General features: G+C 73.2%; 14 protein-coding genes. 7 read left to right on the top strand and 7 right to left on the bottom strand.

What is annotated here, in order from left to right:
- Positions 1-86: 86 nt before the first annotated feature.
- A complete protein-coding gene (locus ACLBYG_RS11395; protein ID WP_447681525.1) occupies positions 87-1235 on the top strand; it encodes an acyl-CoA dehydrogenase family protein in 1149 nt (382 codons plus the stop codon).
- Positions 1232-1798, top strand: a complete 567-nt coding sequence (locus ACLBYG_RS11390; RefSeq protein ID WP_447681524.1) for a cytochrome b — start codon at positions 1232-1234, stop codon at positions 1796-1798. The genes ACLBYG_RS11395 and ACLBYG_RS11390 overlap by 4 nt, the downstream gene beginning before the upstream one ends.
- A gap of 28 nt (positions 1799-1826) precedes the next feature.
- Here ACLBYG_RS11390 and ACLBYG_RS11385 read toward each other — a convergent pair whose 3' ends face one another.
- The 3 genes from ACLBYG_RS11385 to ACLBYG_RS11375 all read right to left on the bottom strand — a co-directional run bounded on the left by ACLBYG_RS11385 (position 1827) and on the right by ACLBYG_RS11375 (position 5466).
- Positions 1827-3314, bottom strand: coding sequence for an HWE histidine kinase domain-containing protein (locus tag ACLBYG_RS11385; RefSeq protein WP_447681523.1), 1488 nt, complete (start codon positions 3312-3314; stop codon positions 1827-1829).
- A gap of 160 nt (positions 3315-3474) precedes the next feature.
- Positions 3475-4815, bottom strand: a complete 1341-nt coding sequence (locus ACLBYG_RS11380; RefSeq protein WP_447681522.1) for an LLM class flavin-dependent oxidoreductase — start codon at positions 4813-4815, stop codon at positions 3475-3477.
- 135 nt (positions 4816-4950) lie between these two features.
- Complete coding sequence (locus tag ACLBYG_RS11375) at positions 4951-5466, bottom strand: DUF4188 domain-containing protein (RefSeq protein ID WP_020093087.1); 516 nt, start codon at positions 5464-5466, stop codon at positions 4951-4953.
- 92 nt (positions 5467-5558) lie between these two features.
- On the opposite strand from ACLBYG_RS11375, the gene ACLBYG_RS11370 reads away from it, so the two are divergent.
- Entirely contained in the window at positions 5559-5912 is a 354-nt protein-coding gene (locus tag ACLBYG_RS11370; protein ID WP_447681521.1) for a hypothetical protein, read from the top strand.
- Between the two features lie 274 nt (positions 5913-6186).
- Positions 6187-6609 (top strand): VOC family protein, encoded by a 423-nt coding sequence (locus ACLBYG_RS11365; RefSeq protein WP_447681520.1) that lies wholly within the window; start codon positions 6187-6189, stop codon positions 6607-6609.
- A 423-nt stretch (positions 6610-7032) separates the two neighbouring features.
- On the opposite strand, the gene ACLBYG_RS11360 is transcribed toward ACLBYG_RS11365, so the two are convergent.
- Together ACLBYG_RS11360 and ACLBYG_RS11355 are read right to left on the bottom strand one after the other, a co-directional pair.
- Positions 7033-7710, bottom strand: a complete 678-nt coding sequence (locus tag ACLBYG_RS11360) for a hypothetical protein (RefSeq protein ID WP_056533247.1) — start codon at positions 7708-7710, stop codon at positions 7033-7035.
- A 255-nt stretch (positions 7711-7965) separates the two neighbouring features.
- A complete protein-coding gene (locus ACLBYG_RS11355) occupies positions 7966-9246 on the bottom strand; it encodes an NAD(P)/FAD-dependent oxidoreductase (protein ID WP_447681519.1) in 1281 nt (426 codons plus the stop codon).
- Between the two features lie 662 nt (positions 9247-9908).
- Between ACLBYG_RS11355 and ACLBYG_RS11350 the strand changes: the two genes are divergently transcribed.
- From ACLBYG_RS11350 to ACLBYG_RS11340, 3 genes are all read left to right on the top strand, one after another.
- Positions 9909-10889 (top strand): aliphatic sulfonate ABC transporter substrate-binding protein, encoded by a 981-nt coding sequence (locus ACLBYG_RS11350; protein ID WP_447681518.1) that lies wholly within the window; start codon positions 9909-9911, stop codon positions 10887-10889.
- A gap of 8 nt (positions 10890-10897) precedes the next feature.
- A complete protein-coding gene (locus tag ACLBYG_RS11345; RefSeq protein ID WP_244435397.1) occupies positions 10898-11677 on the top strand; it encodes an ABC transporter permease in 780 nt (259 codons plus the stop codon).
- A gap of 85 nt (positions 11678-11762) precedes the next feature.
- Positions 11763-12545, top strand: coding sequence for an ABC transporter ATP-binding protein (locus ACLBYG_RS11340; RefSeq protein ID WP_354455925.1), 783 nt, complete (start codon positions 11763-11765; stop codon positions 12543-12545).
- Positions 12546-12566: 21 nt separating this feature from the next.
- Here the strand turns inward: ACLBYG_RS11340 and ACLBYG_RS11335 are convergent, their stop codons facing one another.
- Positions 12567-15734, bottom strand: coding sequence for an efflux RND transporter permease subunit (locus ACLBYG_RS11335; protein WP_447681517.1), 3168 nt, complete (start codon positions 15732-15734; stop codon positions 12567-12569).
- Positions 15727-16836, bottom strand: coding sequence for an efflux RND transporter periplasmic adaptor subunit (locus ACLBYG_RS11330; RefSeq protein WP_447681516.1), 1110 nt, complete (start codon positions 16834-16836; stop codon positions 15727-15729). The genes ACLBYG_RS11335 and ACLBYG_RS11330 overlap by 8 nt, the downstream gene beginning before the upstream one ends.
- Positions 16837-16983: the final 147 nt, after the last annotated feature.

Below are 16983 nucleotides of genomic sequence, written 5' to 3'. Positions count from 1 at the left end.
CCCGAGCGCGCGACCGTGGGCAACCGCCCCTCAGCGGCCATTCGCCCAGATGTCGACGCGGTGGCGCTCTGAGAGGAGTCAGGCGCATGGATCAGTGGACCCGCCTGGATCCCGTCTACGATTCCGAGGCGGCCGCGCGCGCGATCGCCGCGTCGGCGCCCGCGCGCGCGGATACCCAGGATCACGACCACGGCTTCCCGCAGGATGACATCGCCGATCTCGCCCGCCTCGGGCTGCTCGCCGCGCCCGTGCCGGTGGATCACGGCGGCGCGGGCCTCGGCACGGAGCCGGGCGCCGGTGCCCTGGCGGAGGTTCTGCGGCTGGTCGGCTACGGAAGCCTCGCTCTCGGCCGGCTCTACGAGGGTCACGTCAACGCCCTTCAGCTCGTCGCCCGGTACGGCTCACCCGCTCAGCGCGTCCGCCTGTTCGCCGACGCGCGCGCCGGCCATCTGTTCGGTGTCTGGAACACCGAGCCGGGGGAAGGCGGCCTCACGATCGAGGCCTCGGACGTCGACGGCCATCTCCGCGGCGTGAAGACCTTCGCGTCGGGTGCCGGCTTCGTCACCCGCGCCCTCGTCACCGCCCGGCATCCGGGACAGGGCGGCACTGCGATGATGGTGGTGCCGCTCGACGCCGGCACGCGGTCCGATCTCTCGGCGTGGCGGGCGCAGGGCATGCGCGCCTCGGCGACCGGCACGATCGACTTCACCGGTCTCGCCTTCGCGGCCGACAATATCCTCGGCCAGCCCGACGATTACTTCCGGCAGCCGGCCTTCTCGGGCGGCGCGTGGCGCTTCGCGGCGGTGCAGCTCGGCGGCATCGAGGCCGTGTTCGATGCCTGGCGCGGCCATCTGCGCCGCCTCGGCCGGGGGAGCGATCCGCACCAGCTGGCGCGCCTCGGCGAGGGCGCTATCGCGGTCGAGGGCGCCCGTCTCTGGGTCGAGCGCGGGGCGCAGGTCGCGTCGGACGCGGCGATGCCGCCGGAGCGCGTCGTCGCCTACATCAACCTGGTCCGCCTCGCGGTCGAGCGCGCCGGCCTCGACATCCTCCAGCTGGCCCAGCGCTCGGTCGGCCTCCAGGGCTTCCTGCGCGGCCATCCGCTGGAGCGGCTGTCGCGCGATCTCGCCACCTACCTCCGGCAGCCCGGACCGGATCACGCGCTCACCAGCGCGGCCTCCGAGATCCTGCGCGGGGACGGCCTGGCCGGTGACCTCTGGACCGAGAACGCCGCGTGACGGGGCAGAGCAGCCACGCCACCGCATCGCGGACCGTCTGGCTGGACACGCCGGAGCGGTACGGCCGCGTCAGCCGCGGCTTCCACTGGGTGATGGCGGCCCTGTTCGCCTGGCAATTCACCGGGGCGCTGCTCTACGTCACGATCGGCGATGCGGCGCTCACCCGCCTCGTCGGCGGCAGCCACTTCACCCTCGGCTTCACCCTGTTCGTGCTCGTGCTCCTGCGCGGGGTGTGGGGCCTCGCGAACCTTCACCGGCGCCCCGCTCATCCGGGCGCGCCGGGGCGCGCGGTCGCGGCCGGTCACGGCCTGATCTATCTCCTGATGGTCCTGGTCCCGAGCCTCGCCCTGCTGCGCCAGTACGGATCGGGCAAGCCCTTCGCGCCCTACGGCATCCCCGTGATGCCGGCCCGCGAGACGAAGATCGAGTGGATGATGCTGCCCGCCGACCTGTTCCACTACTGGCTGGGCTTCACGCTTCTCGTCGTCGTGCTCGGCCACGCCGCGATGGCGTTCCTGCACCGTAGGCTCTGGAACGAGACCGTCCTGACCCGCATGACCTGACCGGCGGCGGGCCCGCGGGACGCGATCCTCAGCCCGTCGCCTCCGCCGCGGCTGGCGCGCGGTCGGGCAGCGGCGCGTCCAGCGTGAAGACCACGCCGCGGGGGCGGTACTCGATCTCGGCCGAGCCGCCCATCTCGGCGGCCAGCGCCCGCTCGATGAGGCGCGTGCCGAACCCGCCGCGGGCCGGTGCCGTAACCGCGGGTCCGCCGACCTCCTCCCAGCGGAACCAGAGACGGGCCGGCGTCACCCCGTCGACCACGTCCCAGTTCAGGGCCACTCGCCCCCGGTCGTTCGATAGGGCACCGTACTTCACGGCGTTGGTCGCCAGTTCGTGCAGCGCCATCGTGAAGGCGAGCGTCAGGCGCGGTGTCAGCCACACCTCCGGTCCGTTGATCAGGAAGCGCTGGCCCGCTCCGCCCCGGAACGCCTGGAGGGTGCCCTCCACAATGACGTCGAGCGTGGCCCCGATCCAGCTCTGGCGGGTCAGGACGTCGTGGGCCGCCGAGAGCGAGTGCAGCCGCGCGTCGAGGGTCCTGTGCGCCTCCTCCAGGGAGGCGGCGTTGCGCAGGGTCTGGTGCGCGATCGACTGCATGGTCGCCATCGAGTTCTTCACCCGGTGGTTCAGCTCGTCGGCCAGGAGGGCGCGGTGCTCCTCCGCGCGTTTGCGCTCGGTCACGTCGATGGAGACGCCGGCCATGCTCAGCGGCTGCCCGACCGAGTCGTAGAAGGTCTGACCCCGGATCTGCAGCCAGCGAAGCTCGCCGCCGGGCGTGCGCGCCCGGTACTCGATGTCGTAGTCGCTGTGCTCGCGGATCGAGGTCTGCACCGCCGCCTGCATGCGCGGCCGGTCCTCGGGCTCGATCGCGGCGATCAGGTCCTCGTAGCTGAACGCCTCGCCCGGCGCCCGCCCGAAATTCTCCTTGCAGGTCTCGGAGGCCACGAGCCGCATGTCGGCAAGATCGAGGGTCCACGAGCCGAAACGTCCGGCCTTCAGGATGAATCGCAGCCGCTCCTCGCTGCGGGTGAGGTCGCTGGTGCGGCGCTCGATCTCCTGCTCGAGCGCCTCCCGGTCGCGCTGCATCCGCGCGAGCTTCTCCCGCTCCAGCGTCACGTCGAACTGCGACGCGAAGAAGTAGGTGAGCTCCCCGTCGCGATCGAAGACCGGCGAGATCAGCAGCCGGTTCCAGAAGAGCTCGCCGTTCTTCTTGTGGTTCAGGAGCTCGATCTCGATCGGCACGCGGCGGGCGATCGCCGCCCTGATCTTCGCGATGTCGGCCTTGCTGGTCTCGGGCCCCTGAAGGAACCGGCAGTTCCGGCCGATGATCTCGTCGTGGCCGTACCCGGTCAACTTGGAGAAGGCGGCGTTGACGAAGACGATGGGGTTGTCCGGCTGATGGGGATCGGTGATCAGCATCGGCATCCGCGTCGCCCGGACGGCGGAGACGAAGGGGTCGGTGCTCGCGTCGGTCCGGGCGAATTCCGCCTCGAAACGCGTGCGTTCCTGCTGATCCGTCAATGCCCGGTCGCCCCTGTCACGACTCGCCGATGGCGGCCTTCGGCCCTCGTGGCGTGGCTTTACCACAGCGGGGATCGCTTGTGCGCAATCATGATGCGGTCCGAGACGCCGCAGGGGGTCGCGACGCCTCGCTCGATCGGACCCGGGAAGAGGCCCGCCGCTACACCGCGGCCCGACCGGGGCCGAACCCGGCCGGCGGGCGCGAGCCGAGATGGTCCCGCAGCGTCCGGCCCTCGTACTCGGTGCGGAACAGGCCGCGCCGCCGCAGCTCCGGCAGGACCAGCGCGATGAAGTCGTCGAGGCCGCCGGGCAGCGTCGGCGGCATGATGTTGAAGCCGTCCGCCCCGCCGGCCCGGAACCGCGCCTCCATCTCGTCCACGATCTGGGCCGGCGTGCCGACGATCTGCGAGTGGCCGCGCGCGCCGGCGATGCGCAGGTAGAGCTGGCGCAGGGTCAGGCCCTCGCGGCGGGCGAGGTCGAACATGAGCTGCTGGCGGGACTTGATGCCTTCGGTCTCGGGCAACTCCGGCACCGGCCCCTCGGGATCGTAGCCCGACAGATCGTGGCCGCCGATCATGCGACCGAGAAGCGCCAGCCCGACCACCGGGTCGATCAGGTCCTGCAGCGCCTCGAACTTCGCCCGCGCCTCGGCCTCGCTGCGCCCGACGACGGGGAACAGGCCGGGCATGATCTTCAGATCATCCGGCGCACGACCGAAGCCGGGCATGCGTCCCTTGAGATCGCCGTAGAACTCGACCGCCTCGTCCAGCGTCTGGTTCGCGGTGAAGACGATCTCGGCAGTCCGCGCCGCGAGGTCCTTGCCGGGCCCGGAAGCGCCGGCCTGCACCAGCACGGGCTGGCCCTGCGGCGTCCGCGAGATGTTGAGCGGACCGCGGACCTCGAAATGCTTGCCCCGGTGATCCAGCGGGCGGAAGCCGTCCGGCTTCGAGAACTGGCCGCTCGCGCGGTCGATGATCACGGCGCCGTCGTCCCAGGTGTTCCAGAGGCCGAGGACCACGTCCGCGAATTCCTCGGCGCGCTCGTAGCGGTCGGCGTGACGGCCGATCCGGTCGCCGCCGAAATTCGCCGCCTCCGCGTCGGTCGCGGAGGTCACGAGGTTCCAGCCGGCGCGCCCGCCGCTGAGATGGTCGAGGGAGGCGAACCGGCGCGCGACGTTGAAGGGCTCGTTGAAGCTGGTGGAGGTGGTGGCGACGAGACCGATCCGGCTCGTCACCGCCGCGAGGGCCGACAGCAGCGTCAGCGGCTCGAAATGGGCCGAGCGCGCGGTGCGCTCGCTCGACCGCAGGTCGAGGTCGCGGATCCCGCTCCCGTCCTCCAGGAAGATGAGGTCGAACTTCGCGGCCTCGGCGCGCTGCGCCCAGCCGACGTAGCGCTCCAGGACGAGCCCGCCGTCGGCCTCGCTGGAGGGATGGCGCCAGCCCGCGACGTGGTGGCCGGTCGCGTAGAAGAACGCGCCGAGGCGCAGGGTACCCTGTCTCATCGAACCGACCGTCATCGTGCCTGATCCGCTCCGTGCCTTCCGCGCGGGCCGGTGTCCAGCCGACCGGTGCGCACGGGCGGACCCCGCGTCGCGCACGGCTCATCCGCCGCACCGGAACTCCGGGCGGCCGGAGCCTCAGCGCGGGACTGCGGCGTCCGGCGCGTTGTCGGCGGGGAGGTCGCGCAGGTCGGACGAGGCGTAACGCCCGTGGCGGGCCGCCAGCGAGCCCCTTGCCTCCTGCATCGGCATGAAGGCCGCGAATCCGACCGGCTCGGCCACGTCGTGGTAGATCGCCTCCATGCCGCCGCGCATGTGGTAGGTCTCGTGCCAGATGCCGACGCCGCGCGTGTCGCGCAGGAAATCCCGCCACCAGATCCGGTGCGGCTCGGACTTGGACCACGCGACCATGCTGTCCATGTCCCGCCAGTACCAGCGCATGCCGACATGGAGCGGGCGCAGGCTGAAGATGATGTTGTTCTCGTAGTGCAGGAGGCCCTCTGGCCGCGCCGCGCCGACCCTGTCGATCCGCGGCCCGAAGCCGAGCAGGGTCTTCACGCCGGCCAGGGTGCGGACCTTCATCCCGAGATAGATCACGACGAGGTCCGGGTAGCCCGAGAAGTCCGGGACCGCGTGTCGCCGGTTCGCGCCCATGTTCGCGCCCTCATTCGCCGGCCGGTCCTGGTGGGCGTTCAGCGTCGAGAATAGGCGACGATGCGGTCGGAGAGCAATATTCGTAGACCGCGTTGCTCACGACCCGCGACGTCCGGCAGTATCGGGCGAACCCGGTCGCCCTCCGTCACGGCCGCCGCGCGGCAGGCGCGATCCGGGCGGACGCTGCCTCGCGCGCCGCCGCGGAGATCCTCGAGGTTCGCGCCGACCGCCTCGGAGATCTCCGCTCCGTCGCCGGATCGGTCGGGATCGCGCGCGGCTCAGCGCGTGCGCTCCCCGCAATCCGGGCCATTCTGCCGGGAGCGCGGCCAGGCGCGGGTGCGGATGTACTGCTCGACCACGAGAGCCCCTCCTCCAAGAACAACCACAGCGAGAATGGCTTCGCGGAAAGTGCCAGGATCGATCATCGTCTCGACTCCCTGAAGTGAATCGCCCCTGCCGGGGCCTGAGAGCTCTTCAAGTCTGCTCCCCCTCGTCAATACCTGACCGCTTCTCGGGTTGCGCTGCCTAGCTGGCAATTGCCCTTCGACGACGTGAACATTCTGTAAGACTGAGGATCGAGAGAGCGGCGCGTTGGCGCCGAGCGCGCGGCCGGACAATGGGCCCGTCCACCGCGTGCGCCGGCCGACTGGCATCGTGTCGACGGCGCAAGGCCTTCGACATTTCGCGCGACGCGCCCGTGTCGGATGCTAGGATCCGACGATGCAGCAGCAGATCTCGGTCATCACGCTCGGCGTCTCATCGCTCGGCCGGTCGCGCGCCTTCTACGGCGACGGCTTCGGCTGGGCTCCCGTCTTCGAGAACGACGAGATCGTCTTCTACCAGATGAACGGGTTCATGCTCGGAACCTGGCAGAACCCCAACCTCGACCAGGATATGCGGCGCGCGAGCGAACCGAGCCCGAGCGCGTTCTGCCTCGCCCACAACGTCCCGAACCGCGGCGACGTCGCGCCCACCATCGCGCGGCTCGTCGCGGCGGGCGGGACGCTCCTGCGCGCGGCCGACGAGCCGCCCCACGGCGGCTTCCGCGGATATCTGAGCGATCCGGACGGACATGCCTGGGAGATCGCCTGGAACCCGGCCTGGCGGATCGATGAATGCGGACGGGTGACGTTCGGACTCTGAGCGGGCGCGGAGGCCGCCGAGGAGATCGGCCGTGCCGGGAAGGCCGCGTCTCAGAGGCGGGTGAGCCGCAGGCGCCACCCGGACGAATCCGCGACGATGGCCGGATCGCGGGCCGGATCGGGCGGCCGTGCCGCGGCCGGCGCGGCCGTCGGAGGCTCCGCCACGGCGATGCCGGCGGGCGGGACGCGGCCGGAGACGCAGCCGCAGAGGGGCAGCGCGAGGGCGAGTGCCGCGACGGCGACAGACCGGATCGGTACGGTCCACCCGCGGATCGGCGATCCGGCCTCGACCGCGCGGGAGACCGCGGCGCTCCGTCCTCGGCGTTGAGCGCGTCCGAAAAGGGGTCCCGGCGGACGGCCCGAAGCGGCGCCGCGGTGGGGCCGGGTGCCCGGCGCGGACATGGCCCGGCCCCGGCACTCGGCCTCAGGCGCCCGCTGGCCCGCGGCTCACGTGGCCGCCCAGGAGGAGCGCCTTGGCGGCCGCGTCGATCCGGCCGAGCCACTTCTCCGCGGTCTCCGCGCGCAGGTCGGCGACGCGGACCTGCTCCTCGGCGGCCCGAACCCAGGCTTCGGCCTCCGCGCGGATCGTCCGGACGCGCGCCTCGGCCTCCGCGCGGATGTCCTGCACCTGGGCGTCCGCCTCGGCCTGGACGCGCTGCAGCCGGATATCGGCGCGGGCCTCGACCTCGCGGACGCGCATCTCGGACAGTTGCAGGCGGTGCCGGGTCTCCGCCAGCGCGCGCTGCGCGGCGGCCAGGGCGGCCTCGTGCGACATGCTCTGCTCCTGCAGGCGCTGCTTCTGCGCTTCGGCGCGGCCGGCCATGCCGGTGATGATGTCGAGCGTGCTCATCCAGTCCGACACCGCCTCGGACTCGCAGGGGACCGGCGCGGGGCCCGCGTCGTTGACCGCGGGTTCCGGCAGGATCGGCGGGTGCGCGACGGGCTCGATGCGCGGCGCGGACAGCGCGGCCGGCCCCTCGACCGTGTCGAAGGACGGCTTGAGCTTCAGGATCTCGGCGGACGGTCCCTCGACGAAGCGGTCCAGGCTGTCGGCGACCTGTGAGAGGATGTGGGACCACGTGGCTGTGGGGGCCGCGACCATGATGGCTCTACCCTGGCGGGATTTTGGCAATAGCTAATACAATCTCCGGTATGGTTAATGGGTGGTTAATCGGCGGCGCGGCGGCGCGAATCCCGGACAGTTCGTGGCGGCCCGATCAGTCTCGGCAGGCCCGGACGGGAAGGCTCGACAATCTTCCGCCGGATCGGTTCCAGTTTCCGAGGCGCTTCGAGCGGTTTCGGCAGGATATTGACCGCCGACGACCGGACTCCCGGACCGGCCGCGATCGGGCCGGCGTCATCGCGCGGCCTGCGTCGCGGGCGCGGCCTGGATGATCGGCGCGGCCGCGGCCAGGATGGACGCGGCGTCGCGGTCGAGGGGCGGATAGATGCGCGTGCCGTTGATGATCCGCTTCGTCGCCTTCGCGGCGACGCCCGACGAGACCAGCGTGCCGCGATCCCAGCCGGCGGTGTAGACCGCCCCCCAGGCGCCCAGATCCAGCACGGTGACGTAGTCGGGCGCGGCGAAGCGCAGCCGCCGTTCCGGCCGGCCGGCGAGATCGCAGACGGCGTTGAAACCCGCGAACCGACCCATGGGCCGGGCGTGCTGGCACGACATCACCGTGCGATGACCGGCATCGTCCGCCGCAGCCGAGGCGATGTCGCCGGCCGCGTAGACGCCAGCGAGCCCTTGGACGGCCAGGAAGGCGTCGACGGGCAGGCGCCCGAGCGGGTCGAGGGGGAGGCCGAGCGTGCCGCCCAGCGGGCTCGCCCGCATGCCGGTGGCGCAGACGATCGTCCACGCCGGAAGGCGCGTCCCGTCCGCCAGCGTCACCCCGGCACGATCGACGGCACCGACCCGCGCACCGCCGATGCAGGTCACGCCGGCATCGCGCAAGGCCTCGCGGATCCCCGGCAGGGCCGCCGCGCCCATGGCGCTCCCGACCTCGCGCGCGTGGTCGATCAGGATGGTCCGCACCGGACCCGTGGCCCCGGCCCGGTCCCTGGCAGCGGCGAGCCGGGCGGGCAGCTCGCAGGCGAGTTCCAGTCCCACCAGGCCGCCGCCGATGACGACGGCGGTCCAGCGGCCGGCCTCTTCCGGCCCGCCCGCGTCACCGAGACGATCGAGATGCGCCGCGAGGGCCTGGGCCCCCGCGAAGGTGTCGACATCGAAAGCGCCCGCGATTCCCGGGATCTCGGGGCGCCACAGCAGGCTTCCGGCGGCGAGGATGAGGCGGTCGTACGCCAGTGTCTCGACGACGCCCGACGACGCGGCGGACGACGCGGCGGACGACGCCGGGGACTCGACCGTGACCGTGCGCGCCGCGGGGTCGATGTCGATCGCGCGCGCCTCGCGGCGTTCCACGCCGATCGGCCCGAGCACGTCGTCGAGGGGTACGCGCAGGGCGCCGAGATCGGTCTCGTAGCAGCGGACCCGGATGACGTGGAACGGGTCCGGCGCGATCACCGTGACCGCGACGCGGTCGCCGAGGCCGAACTCGGTTCGGGCGCGCGCCGCGGCGGCAGCGGCCCACAGACCGGCGAAGCCGCCGCCGATCACGACGATTCTCGAGACCATGGCAGAGTTCCCCCCGTGCCGGAGATATCGAACTCTGCACGTCGCTCGGCGATGCGGCAACGGTTACAGTCCTGGCGCGGGCGCGGATCGCTTCCGACAGTCGAGCGCCGGCGGTTCAGCCGTCGTCACAGCCGCCACCCTGGCGCGCCTTCGGGCGCCGGAACGACCCGTCAGCCCGCAGCCGCGGTCTCACGTGAGTGCGGGCCGCGCGGCTCCAGCGTCGCCGCGGCGCGGCTGGGGAGGACAGACGCCGCTCCTCGCGCGCGCGGACGCGTAATTTCTTCTCGTCCTGGGTCGGCCGACCGAAAATTCTTGCTTCGACGCCGTGAAGTAGAGAAAGCCCTTTTGTTGACTCCGCGACCGGCCGACAGGATCTTGTATTCACAGTCACGCCGAGGGCCGCGCAGGTACGATGAAGACGCAGGGGCGGACCGGGCGTGATCCCGCAGCCGGGGGATGTGTCGGCGCGGATCGCGCGATCGGGGCGGTCCCGGGTCTCGGACGCGCCGGATGCGCCCGGCCGATCGTCTCGCCGACGGCGCCGCGTCCCTGAACCCAGCCGCCCGGACGAGACCGCTCGGGACCGCGCCGCGGCGCGGATCCCCTGCCCCGCGCCGGCCCCGCACCCCGCCCTCCGTTTCGCCACGACATCAGGCCCGACCATGCGCTCCACCCGCCGATCCCTCCTGGCCGCCGGCCTCGCCCTGGCCTGCCTCGGCGCGCTCGCGCCGCGCGAGGCCCGCGCCGACGACCCGAAGGAGATCCGCCTGGACTGGGCGACCTACAACCCGGTCGGTCTGCTCCTGAAGGAGAAGGGCTTCCTGGAGGAGGCGCTGGCGCCGCGGGGCATCAAGGTCCGCTGGGTCCAGTCGCTCGGCTCCAACAAGGCCCTCGAGTTCCTGAACGCCGGCGCCATCGATTTCGGGTCGGCGGCCGGCGCGGCGGCCCTCGTGGCGCGCATCAACGGCAACCCGATCAAGGCGATCTACGCCTACTCGCGCCCCGAATGGACGGCGCTCGTGACCCGCAAGGACAGCGGCATCACCAAGCCCGCCGACCTGAAGGGCAAGCGCGTCGCCGTCACCCGGGGCACCGATCCGCACATCTTCCTGATCCGCGCGCTCCAGGGCGCCGGCCTCACCGAGCGCGACGCCAAGCTCGTGCTGCTGCAGCACGCGGACGGGCGGACCGCCCTCGACCGCGGCGACGTCGATGCCTGGGCCGGCCTCGACCCGATGATGGCGGCGTCCGAGATCGAGAACGGCGACGTGCTGGTCTACCGCGACGCCGCGGCGAACACCTGGGGCCTGCTCGACGTCCGGGAGGACTTCGCCACCGCCCATCCCGACCTCGTCCGGACGGTGGTCGCGGCCTACGAGCGGGCGCGCGCCTACGCGCTGGCCAACCCGCAGGCGCTCGCGGCGGCCCTCGTGGCGGCGACCAAGCTGCCCGAGCCGGTGATCGCCCGGCAGCTCGAGCGGACCGACCTCTCCCAGCCGGCGATCGGCCCGGCCCAGGCGCAGTCGATCAAGGCGGCCGGCACCGCCCTGCAGCAGGCCGGGATCATCCCGGCGGGCACCGACGTGTCCGCCGCCGTCGACGGGCTGCTCGACACGCGCTTCAATCCCGTCGCCGGACAGTGAGCGGCCGCGTGCCGCTGCTGCGGCGGGGCGGTCGCGCCGGCCTGGGTCTGCTGCTGCCGCTCGTCCTGGCGATCGGCTGGGAGATCGCGGTCGCGAGCGGCGCGGCGTCGGGGCGGCTGCTCCCGCCGCCGAGCCGGATCGCCGCGACCCTCTGGGCCCTGGCCGTCTCGGGCGATCTCTGGATGCATGTCGAGGCGACCCTTGTGCGGGTCGGCCTCGGCTTCCTCTGCGGCGCGGCGGCCGGGATCCTGGCCGGCGCCCTCGTGGCCACGGTCCCGCCGCTGCGCTGGCTCCTCGACCCGAGCCTGCAGGCGCTGCGGGCCGTCCCGTCGCTCGCCTGGGTGCCGCTCTTCATCCTGTGGTTCGGCATCCTGGAGACGCCGAAGGTCCTCTTGATCGCCGTCGGGGTGTTCTTTCCGGTCTATGTCGGCGTCTCGGGCGCGATCGCCTCGGTCGACCGCAAGCTGGTCGAGGTCGGCCGGATCTTCCGCCTGTCCCGCCTCGCCCTCGCCCGCCGGATCCTGCTGCCGGCCGTGCTGCCGGCGACCCTGGTGGGCCTGCGCACGGGGCTCGGCCTCGGCTTCCTGTTCGTCGTGGCGGCGGAGCTGATGGGCGCCTCGGAGGGGCTCGGCTACCTGCTGGTGGACGGGCAGCAGTTCAGCAAGCCCGATCAGATCGTGGCGGCGATCATCGCCTTCGCCCTCGTCGGCAAGGCGGCCGACATGGCCCTGGTCACGCTGACAGCCCCCCTGACCCGGTGGCAGGATACCGTGCGGGACAGCCTGTGACCGCGGCGCCGGCCCGGACGCGCGCCGCGGACCGGAAGGCCGCGCCGTGCCGAGATCCCCACGCCACGCCCGCCGAGAGACGCCCGTGCTGACCGTCGACGACCTCTCCAAGACCTACGCGGACGGCACGCAGGCGCTCGCGGGCATCGACCTGTCGGTCGAGCAGGGCGAGATCGTCGCGCTGATCGGCGGCTCGGGCTGCGGGAAGACGACCCTGCTCAGGCTGATCGCGGGGCTCGACCACGCGAGCGCGGGCGCCGTCGCGGTCGACGGCGAGACGATCCGCGCGCCCCATCCGAGCGTGGGCGTCGTCTTCCAGGAGCCGCGCCTGCTGCCCTGGCTCGACGTGGCCGGCAATGTCGGCTTCGGCCTCGCCGACCTGTCCCGGTCCGAGCGCCGCGCCCGCGTCGCCCACGCCCTGGAGCGCGTCGGGCTCGCCGAGCACGGCGGTCGCTGGCCGCGGGAGCTGTCCGGCGGCCAGCAGCAGCGCGTGGCGATCGCCCGCGCCTTCGTGGCGCGGCCGCGGGTGCTGCTCCTCGACGAGCCGTTCTCGGCCCTCGACGCCTTCACCCGCAAGGGGCTGCACGACCAGCTCCTCGGTCTCTGGGCCGAGTCGAAGCCGACGATCCTGATCGTCACGCACGATGTCGGGGAGGCCGTCACCCTGGCCGACCGGGTGGTGGTGATGCGCCCGCGGCCCGGGCGCCTCGACGAGACCGTCCCGGTCGCGCTCGCCCGGCCGCGCGAACCGGTGGCGGCGACCTACGAGGAGGCCGTGCGCCGCGTGCTCGCCGCCCTCGACCACTCCCTGCGCCCGGCGGCGAGCAGCCGGCCGCCCGCGCCCGAGACCCGCGCGAGCTGGTGGTAGGGCCGCCGGCGAACCGCGGCCTCAGGACCCGACCGCGGTCACTTCGAGATCCGCGGGGTCCGCGCGCCGGAACCGGGCGTAGCGCAGCGCCATCACCGGCAGGATCAGGAGGTTCAGCACCGTCGAGGTGATCAGGCCGCCGAGGATCACGAGGGCCATCGGGCCCTCGATCTCGCGGCCGGGCTCCCCGGCCCCGAGCGCCAGCGGCAGCAGGCCGAGGCCCGTCACCAGGGACGTCATCAGGATCGGCACCATCCGGTCCGCGGCGCCCGCCGCCGCCGTGGCGGCGTCCCAGGCGCGCCCGTCCCGGGTGACCATCTGCTCGTAATGGGCGATCAGCATCACGCTGTTGCGCAGCGAGATGCCCGACAGGGTCACGAAGCCGACGATCGAGCCCAGCGACAGCACACCGCCGGTGAGCGCCACGGCCGCGACGCCGCCCACGAACGCGAAGGGCAGGTTGACGAGGACGAGGAGCAGGTTCGCCGCCGAGCCGGTGACGATCGCCAGCAGGACCACGATGCCGAAGCCGGCCATCCCGGCATGGACCAGCAGGTCGCGGCGGGCGGCCGCCTGCGCCTCGGCGGCCCCAGAGAAGGTGACGTAGACGCCCTCCGGCAGCCGCACCTCGCGGGCGATCTTGCGCTTGGCCGCCGCCACGAAGCCCGCGACGTCGCGGTCGGCGACGTTGGCGGTCACCGCCTGCACCCGCTGCGCGCCGAGATGCTGGACCTGGTAGCGGCCGGCGCTCTCGTAGACGTCGGCGACCTGCGACAGCCGGACGTAGCGCCCGCCCGGCGTCCGCAGGGGCAGGTCGCCCACCGCGCTGAGGCGGTCCCGCACCCGGGCGTCGAGGATCACCAGCACGTTGAACACGGCGTTGCCGCGATAGGTCTGGCCGACCGTGTCGCCCTGGTAGGCGGTGCGCACGGCCTCCAGCACCTCCACGGGGTCGAGCCCCCAGTGCCGCAGGTCCACCGGGCGCAGCGCCACCGTGACCTGCGGCAGCCCGGCCGGCGAGGCCTGCTGGACGTCCCGGGCGCCCTTCACCTCAGAGAGTTCCTGCGCCACCGAGCGGGCGGCCGCCTCGATCCGGTCGAGATCGCTGCCGACCACGTTGACCACGACCGGCGCGGTGAAGCCCGAGACCGTCTCCTCGATGCGCTCGGTGAGGAAGGTCTTGAGCGAGAAGGCGGCCCCCGGGAAGCCGGCGATCAGCTGCCGGATGGCGCCCTCGACCCGGCGCTGGGCGGCGCCGTCGAGCCCGGGCTCGAGGTCGATGTGGATCTCGCTGTAGTGCGGCCCGGCGGTGTCCTCGGCGGCCTCGGCCCGGCCGATCTGCGCCGCCACGGCGCGCACCCCGGGGATCTCCTTCAGGTCGCCGGTGATGAGCGTCCCGAGCCGCTCCGATTCCTGCAGCGCGGTGCCGGGGATGGCGACCATGTGCAGGATCATGTGCCCCTCCTTCAGGTCGGGGAGGAACACCGCGCCGAGGGTCGGCAGGACGGCGGCGCCCGCGAGGGTGACCAGCAGGGCGCCCGCCATGGCGACCCGCGGCACCCGCCCGATCCCGGCGAGCAGCCGCAGGTAGGCGGCGCGGCTCCAGCGCACCACGGGCGGATCGGGCGGCGCGGCGCCGGCGTCGCGCCCCATCCGGCCCCCGAGGAGCAGGAGCGCCAGGGCCGGCGTGACCGTGAGCGCAACGAGGAGCGAGGCGACGACGGCCGCGATGTAGGCGAGCGCCAGCGGCCCGAACAGGCGGCCGGCGACGCCGGTCAGCGCCAGGACCGGCAGGAACATCAGGATCACCGCGAGGGTCGCGTAGGCGACCGAGGTCCGCACCTCCAGCATCGCGGCGAGCACCACGCGCGGCAGGCCGCGGCGTCCGCCCCGCGACTCCCGCAGCCGGCGCGCGACGTTCTCGACGCCGATCACCGCGTCGTCGACGACCTCGCCGATGGCGAGGGCGAGGCCGCCGAGGGTCATCGTGTTGAGGCTCTCGCCCCAGGCCTGGAGGGCGAGGGCGGCGGCGATCAGCGACAGCGGGATCGCCGTGGCGCTGATCAGGGCCGCCCGCCAGTCCGCGAGGAAGACGAGGAGCACGACCACCACCAGCACGCCGCCCAGCGCCAGCGCCTCGATCACGTTGCCGGTGGCCACGTCCACGAAGTTCGCCGGCCGGAACAGGTCGGCCCGCAGGCTCACGCCGTCGCGCTTCAGGACCGGGCGCAGCTCGTCGAGGGCCGCCTCCAGGCGGGCGGTCACGGCGCGGGTGTCGACGCCCACCTGCGCGCCGACCATCAGCAGCACGCCGGGCCTGCCGTCCACGAGGGCCGCGCTGATCGCCGGCTCGGGCGCGGCCGTGACGGTCGCCACGTCGGAGAGCACCACGCTCGCCCCGCCGTCGTTGTGGAGCACGATCTGCCCGAGCGCCTCCGGGGTGAGCGACTGCCCCTCCGTCCGGAGCAGGACGCGCTGGTTCGGCGTGTCGACGAAGCCCGCCCCGCGCACGCCGGTCCCCTTGCGGGCGGCCGTGAGGACGTCGTTGAGGCCGATCTGGAAGCGGATCAGGTCGTCGGGGCGGACCTGGATCTGCAGGGCGCGCACGCCGCCGCCGTAGATCGAGACCTGGGCGATGCCGGGCACCGCCTGGAGCCGCCGCCGCACGGTCCACTCCGCGACCTGGCGCAGGTCCATGGCGTCGCGGGTCTCGGAGGTGAGACCCACGAGGAGCACGGTCAACGTCGAGGAGGTCAGCGGGGTCATGGCGGGCGCCGCCACGCCGGCCGGCATGCGGCCGGCGAGCGCCGCCAGGCGCTCGTTGACCCGCTGGCGGATGCGGTCGACGTCGCTGCCGGACCGGAACGCGGCGGTGATCACCGACAGGCCCTGGATCGAGGTGGAGCGCAGGGTCTCCAGGCCCGGCAGGCCGCCGACCGACACCTCCACGGGCTGCGTGACCAGCACCTCGACCTGCTCCGAATCGAGGCCCGGCGCCTCGGTCTGGATGGTCACGGTCGGCGGCGCGAATTCCGGGAACACGTCGTAGCGCGCCCCCGAGAGGGCGTAGAGCCCGAAGACGAGGACGGCGCAGGCGAGCGCCAGGACCACCCTGGGCAGCCGGACGGCGAAGCCGACGAGGGCCGCCTGCGGACCGCCGCGATCGGCGGCAGCGGGCGGCTCAGTCATCGTCGTCGCCCACGACGCGGATGCGGCTCTTCATCTCCTCGGACAGGAGCGCCTGCGCGCCCCGCAGCACGATCTCGCTGCCGTCCGCCAGATCCTCGACCACGAAGGCGTCGGCCGACATCGGCGCGTCCGGCCGCACCGGGTGACGCACGAAGGCGCCGTCGCCGGTCCCGCGATACACCCAGGTGCCACCCTCGCCGTGGACGACGGCGTCCTCCGGCACGAGGACGCCCTTCACCGCGCGCGGCGCCGGCAGGAACGCCATCGTGCTGGTCCCGGGCAGGAGACCGCTGTCGCCGGAGACGAGATAGAAGAAGCTCTGCCCCTGGATCCGCGGATCGGTCCGCGTCGCCGGCGAGACCAGCCGGAGAGCGACTCGCTCGCTCCGCGGCGGCACCTCGGCGAAAGCGGCCTTGGGCGCCTCCGGCAGGGTCTCCCCCGGCGGCAACGTCACCTGCATGAGGAAATCGGCCCGCTCGATCAGGCGCGTCACCAGCGGCGACCGCTCGATGATCGCCTTTCCGAGCACCGGCCCCCATTCCTGGCGCGCCGTCGCCGCGAAGGTGCGCAACTGCGATTCCGCCACCGTGACCGACGCCTGATCGGTCAGGAGCGTGCCCTCGGCGGTCTCGATCTGCGCCACCGCCACCACGCCGGCGCCGAGGGTCCGCGCCCGGCGGGCGGCGCTGGCCGAGACTTCGACCCGGGCGCGCGCCGTCTGGAGCGCCGCCACGGCGCCGGCGTAGCTGTTGGTCAGCTCGGTGATGCGGGCGAGGTCGAGGACGCTGCCGTAGGCGGTCAATTCCTGGCGGTGCAGGACGGCGGGACGCGCCTCGGCGACGAGACCGATCCGGGCGCGCTCGGCCGGCGTCAGCCGGACCAGGGTCCGGCCGTCCTCGATGGCGGTGCGCGGCGCGGGAAGCTGCGCCGCCGCCGACAGGTTCTCTCGCCGCTCGGGGATCAGCGCCGCGACGCGCGCCCGGACCTCGGCGACGATCGGGCCGGCATCGGCCCGGAGGCGCTCGCCCGTCGGCGTGACCGCTAGACCGGCCGCCGCGAGCAGGACCCCTCCGATGAGCAGCAGCGCCCGGCGACCACGCACGTCGCTCTCCTCCCCTGGACCGATTGCCGAATCTACCCGGTTTCGGTGCCAAATACACCCGAACTCGGCCAGCTCAAACTGTCACGCTCGGTTCCGGTCGTGGGTCGGGCCTCGCGGGTGCTCGGGAACGCGAAAGCCCGCCTCGAC

The sequence above is a fragment of the Methylobacterium sp. D53M genome, from assembly GCF_053345625.1.
Note: the sequence above shows the minus strand (reverse complement) of the source record. Positions and strands in the feature narration are given on the sequence as shown.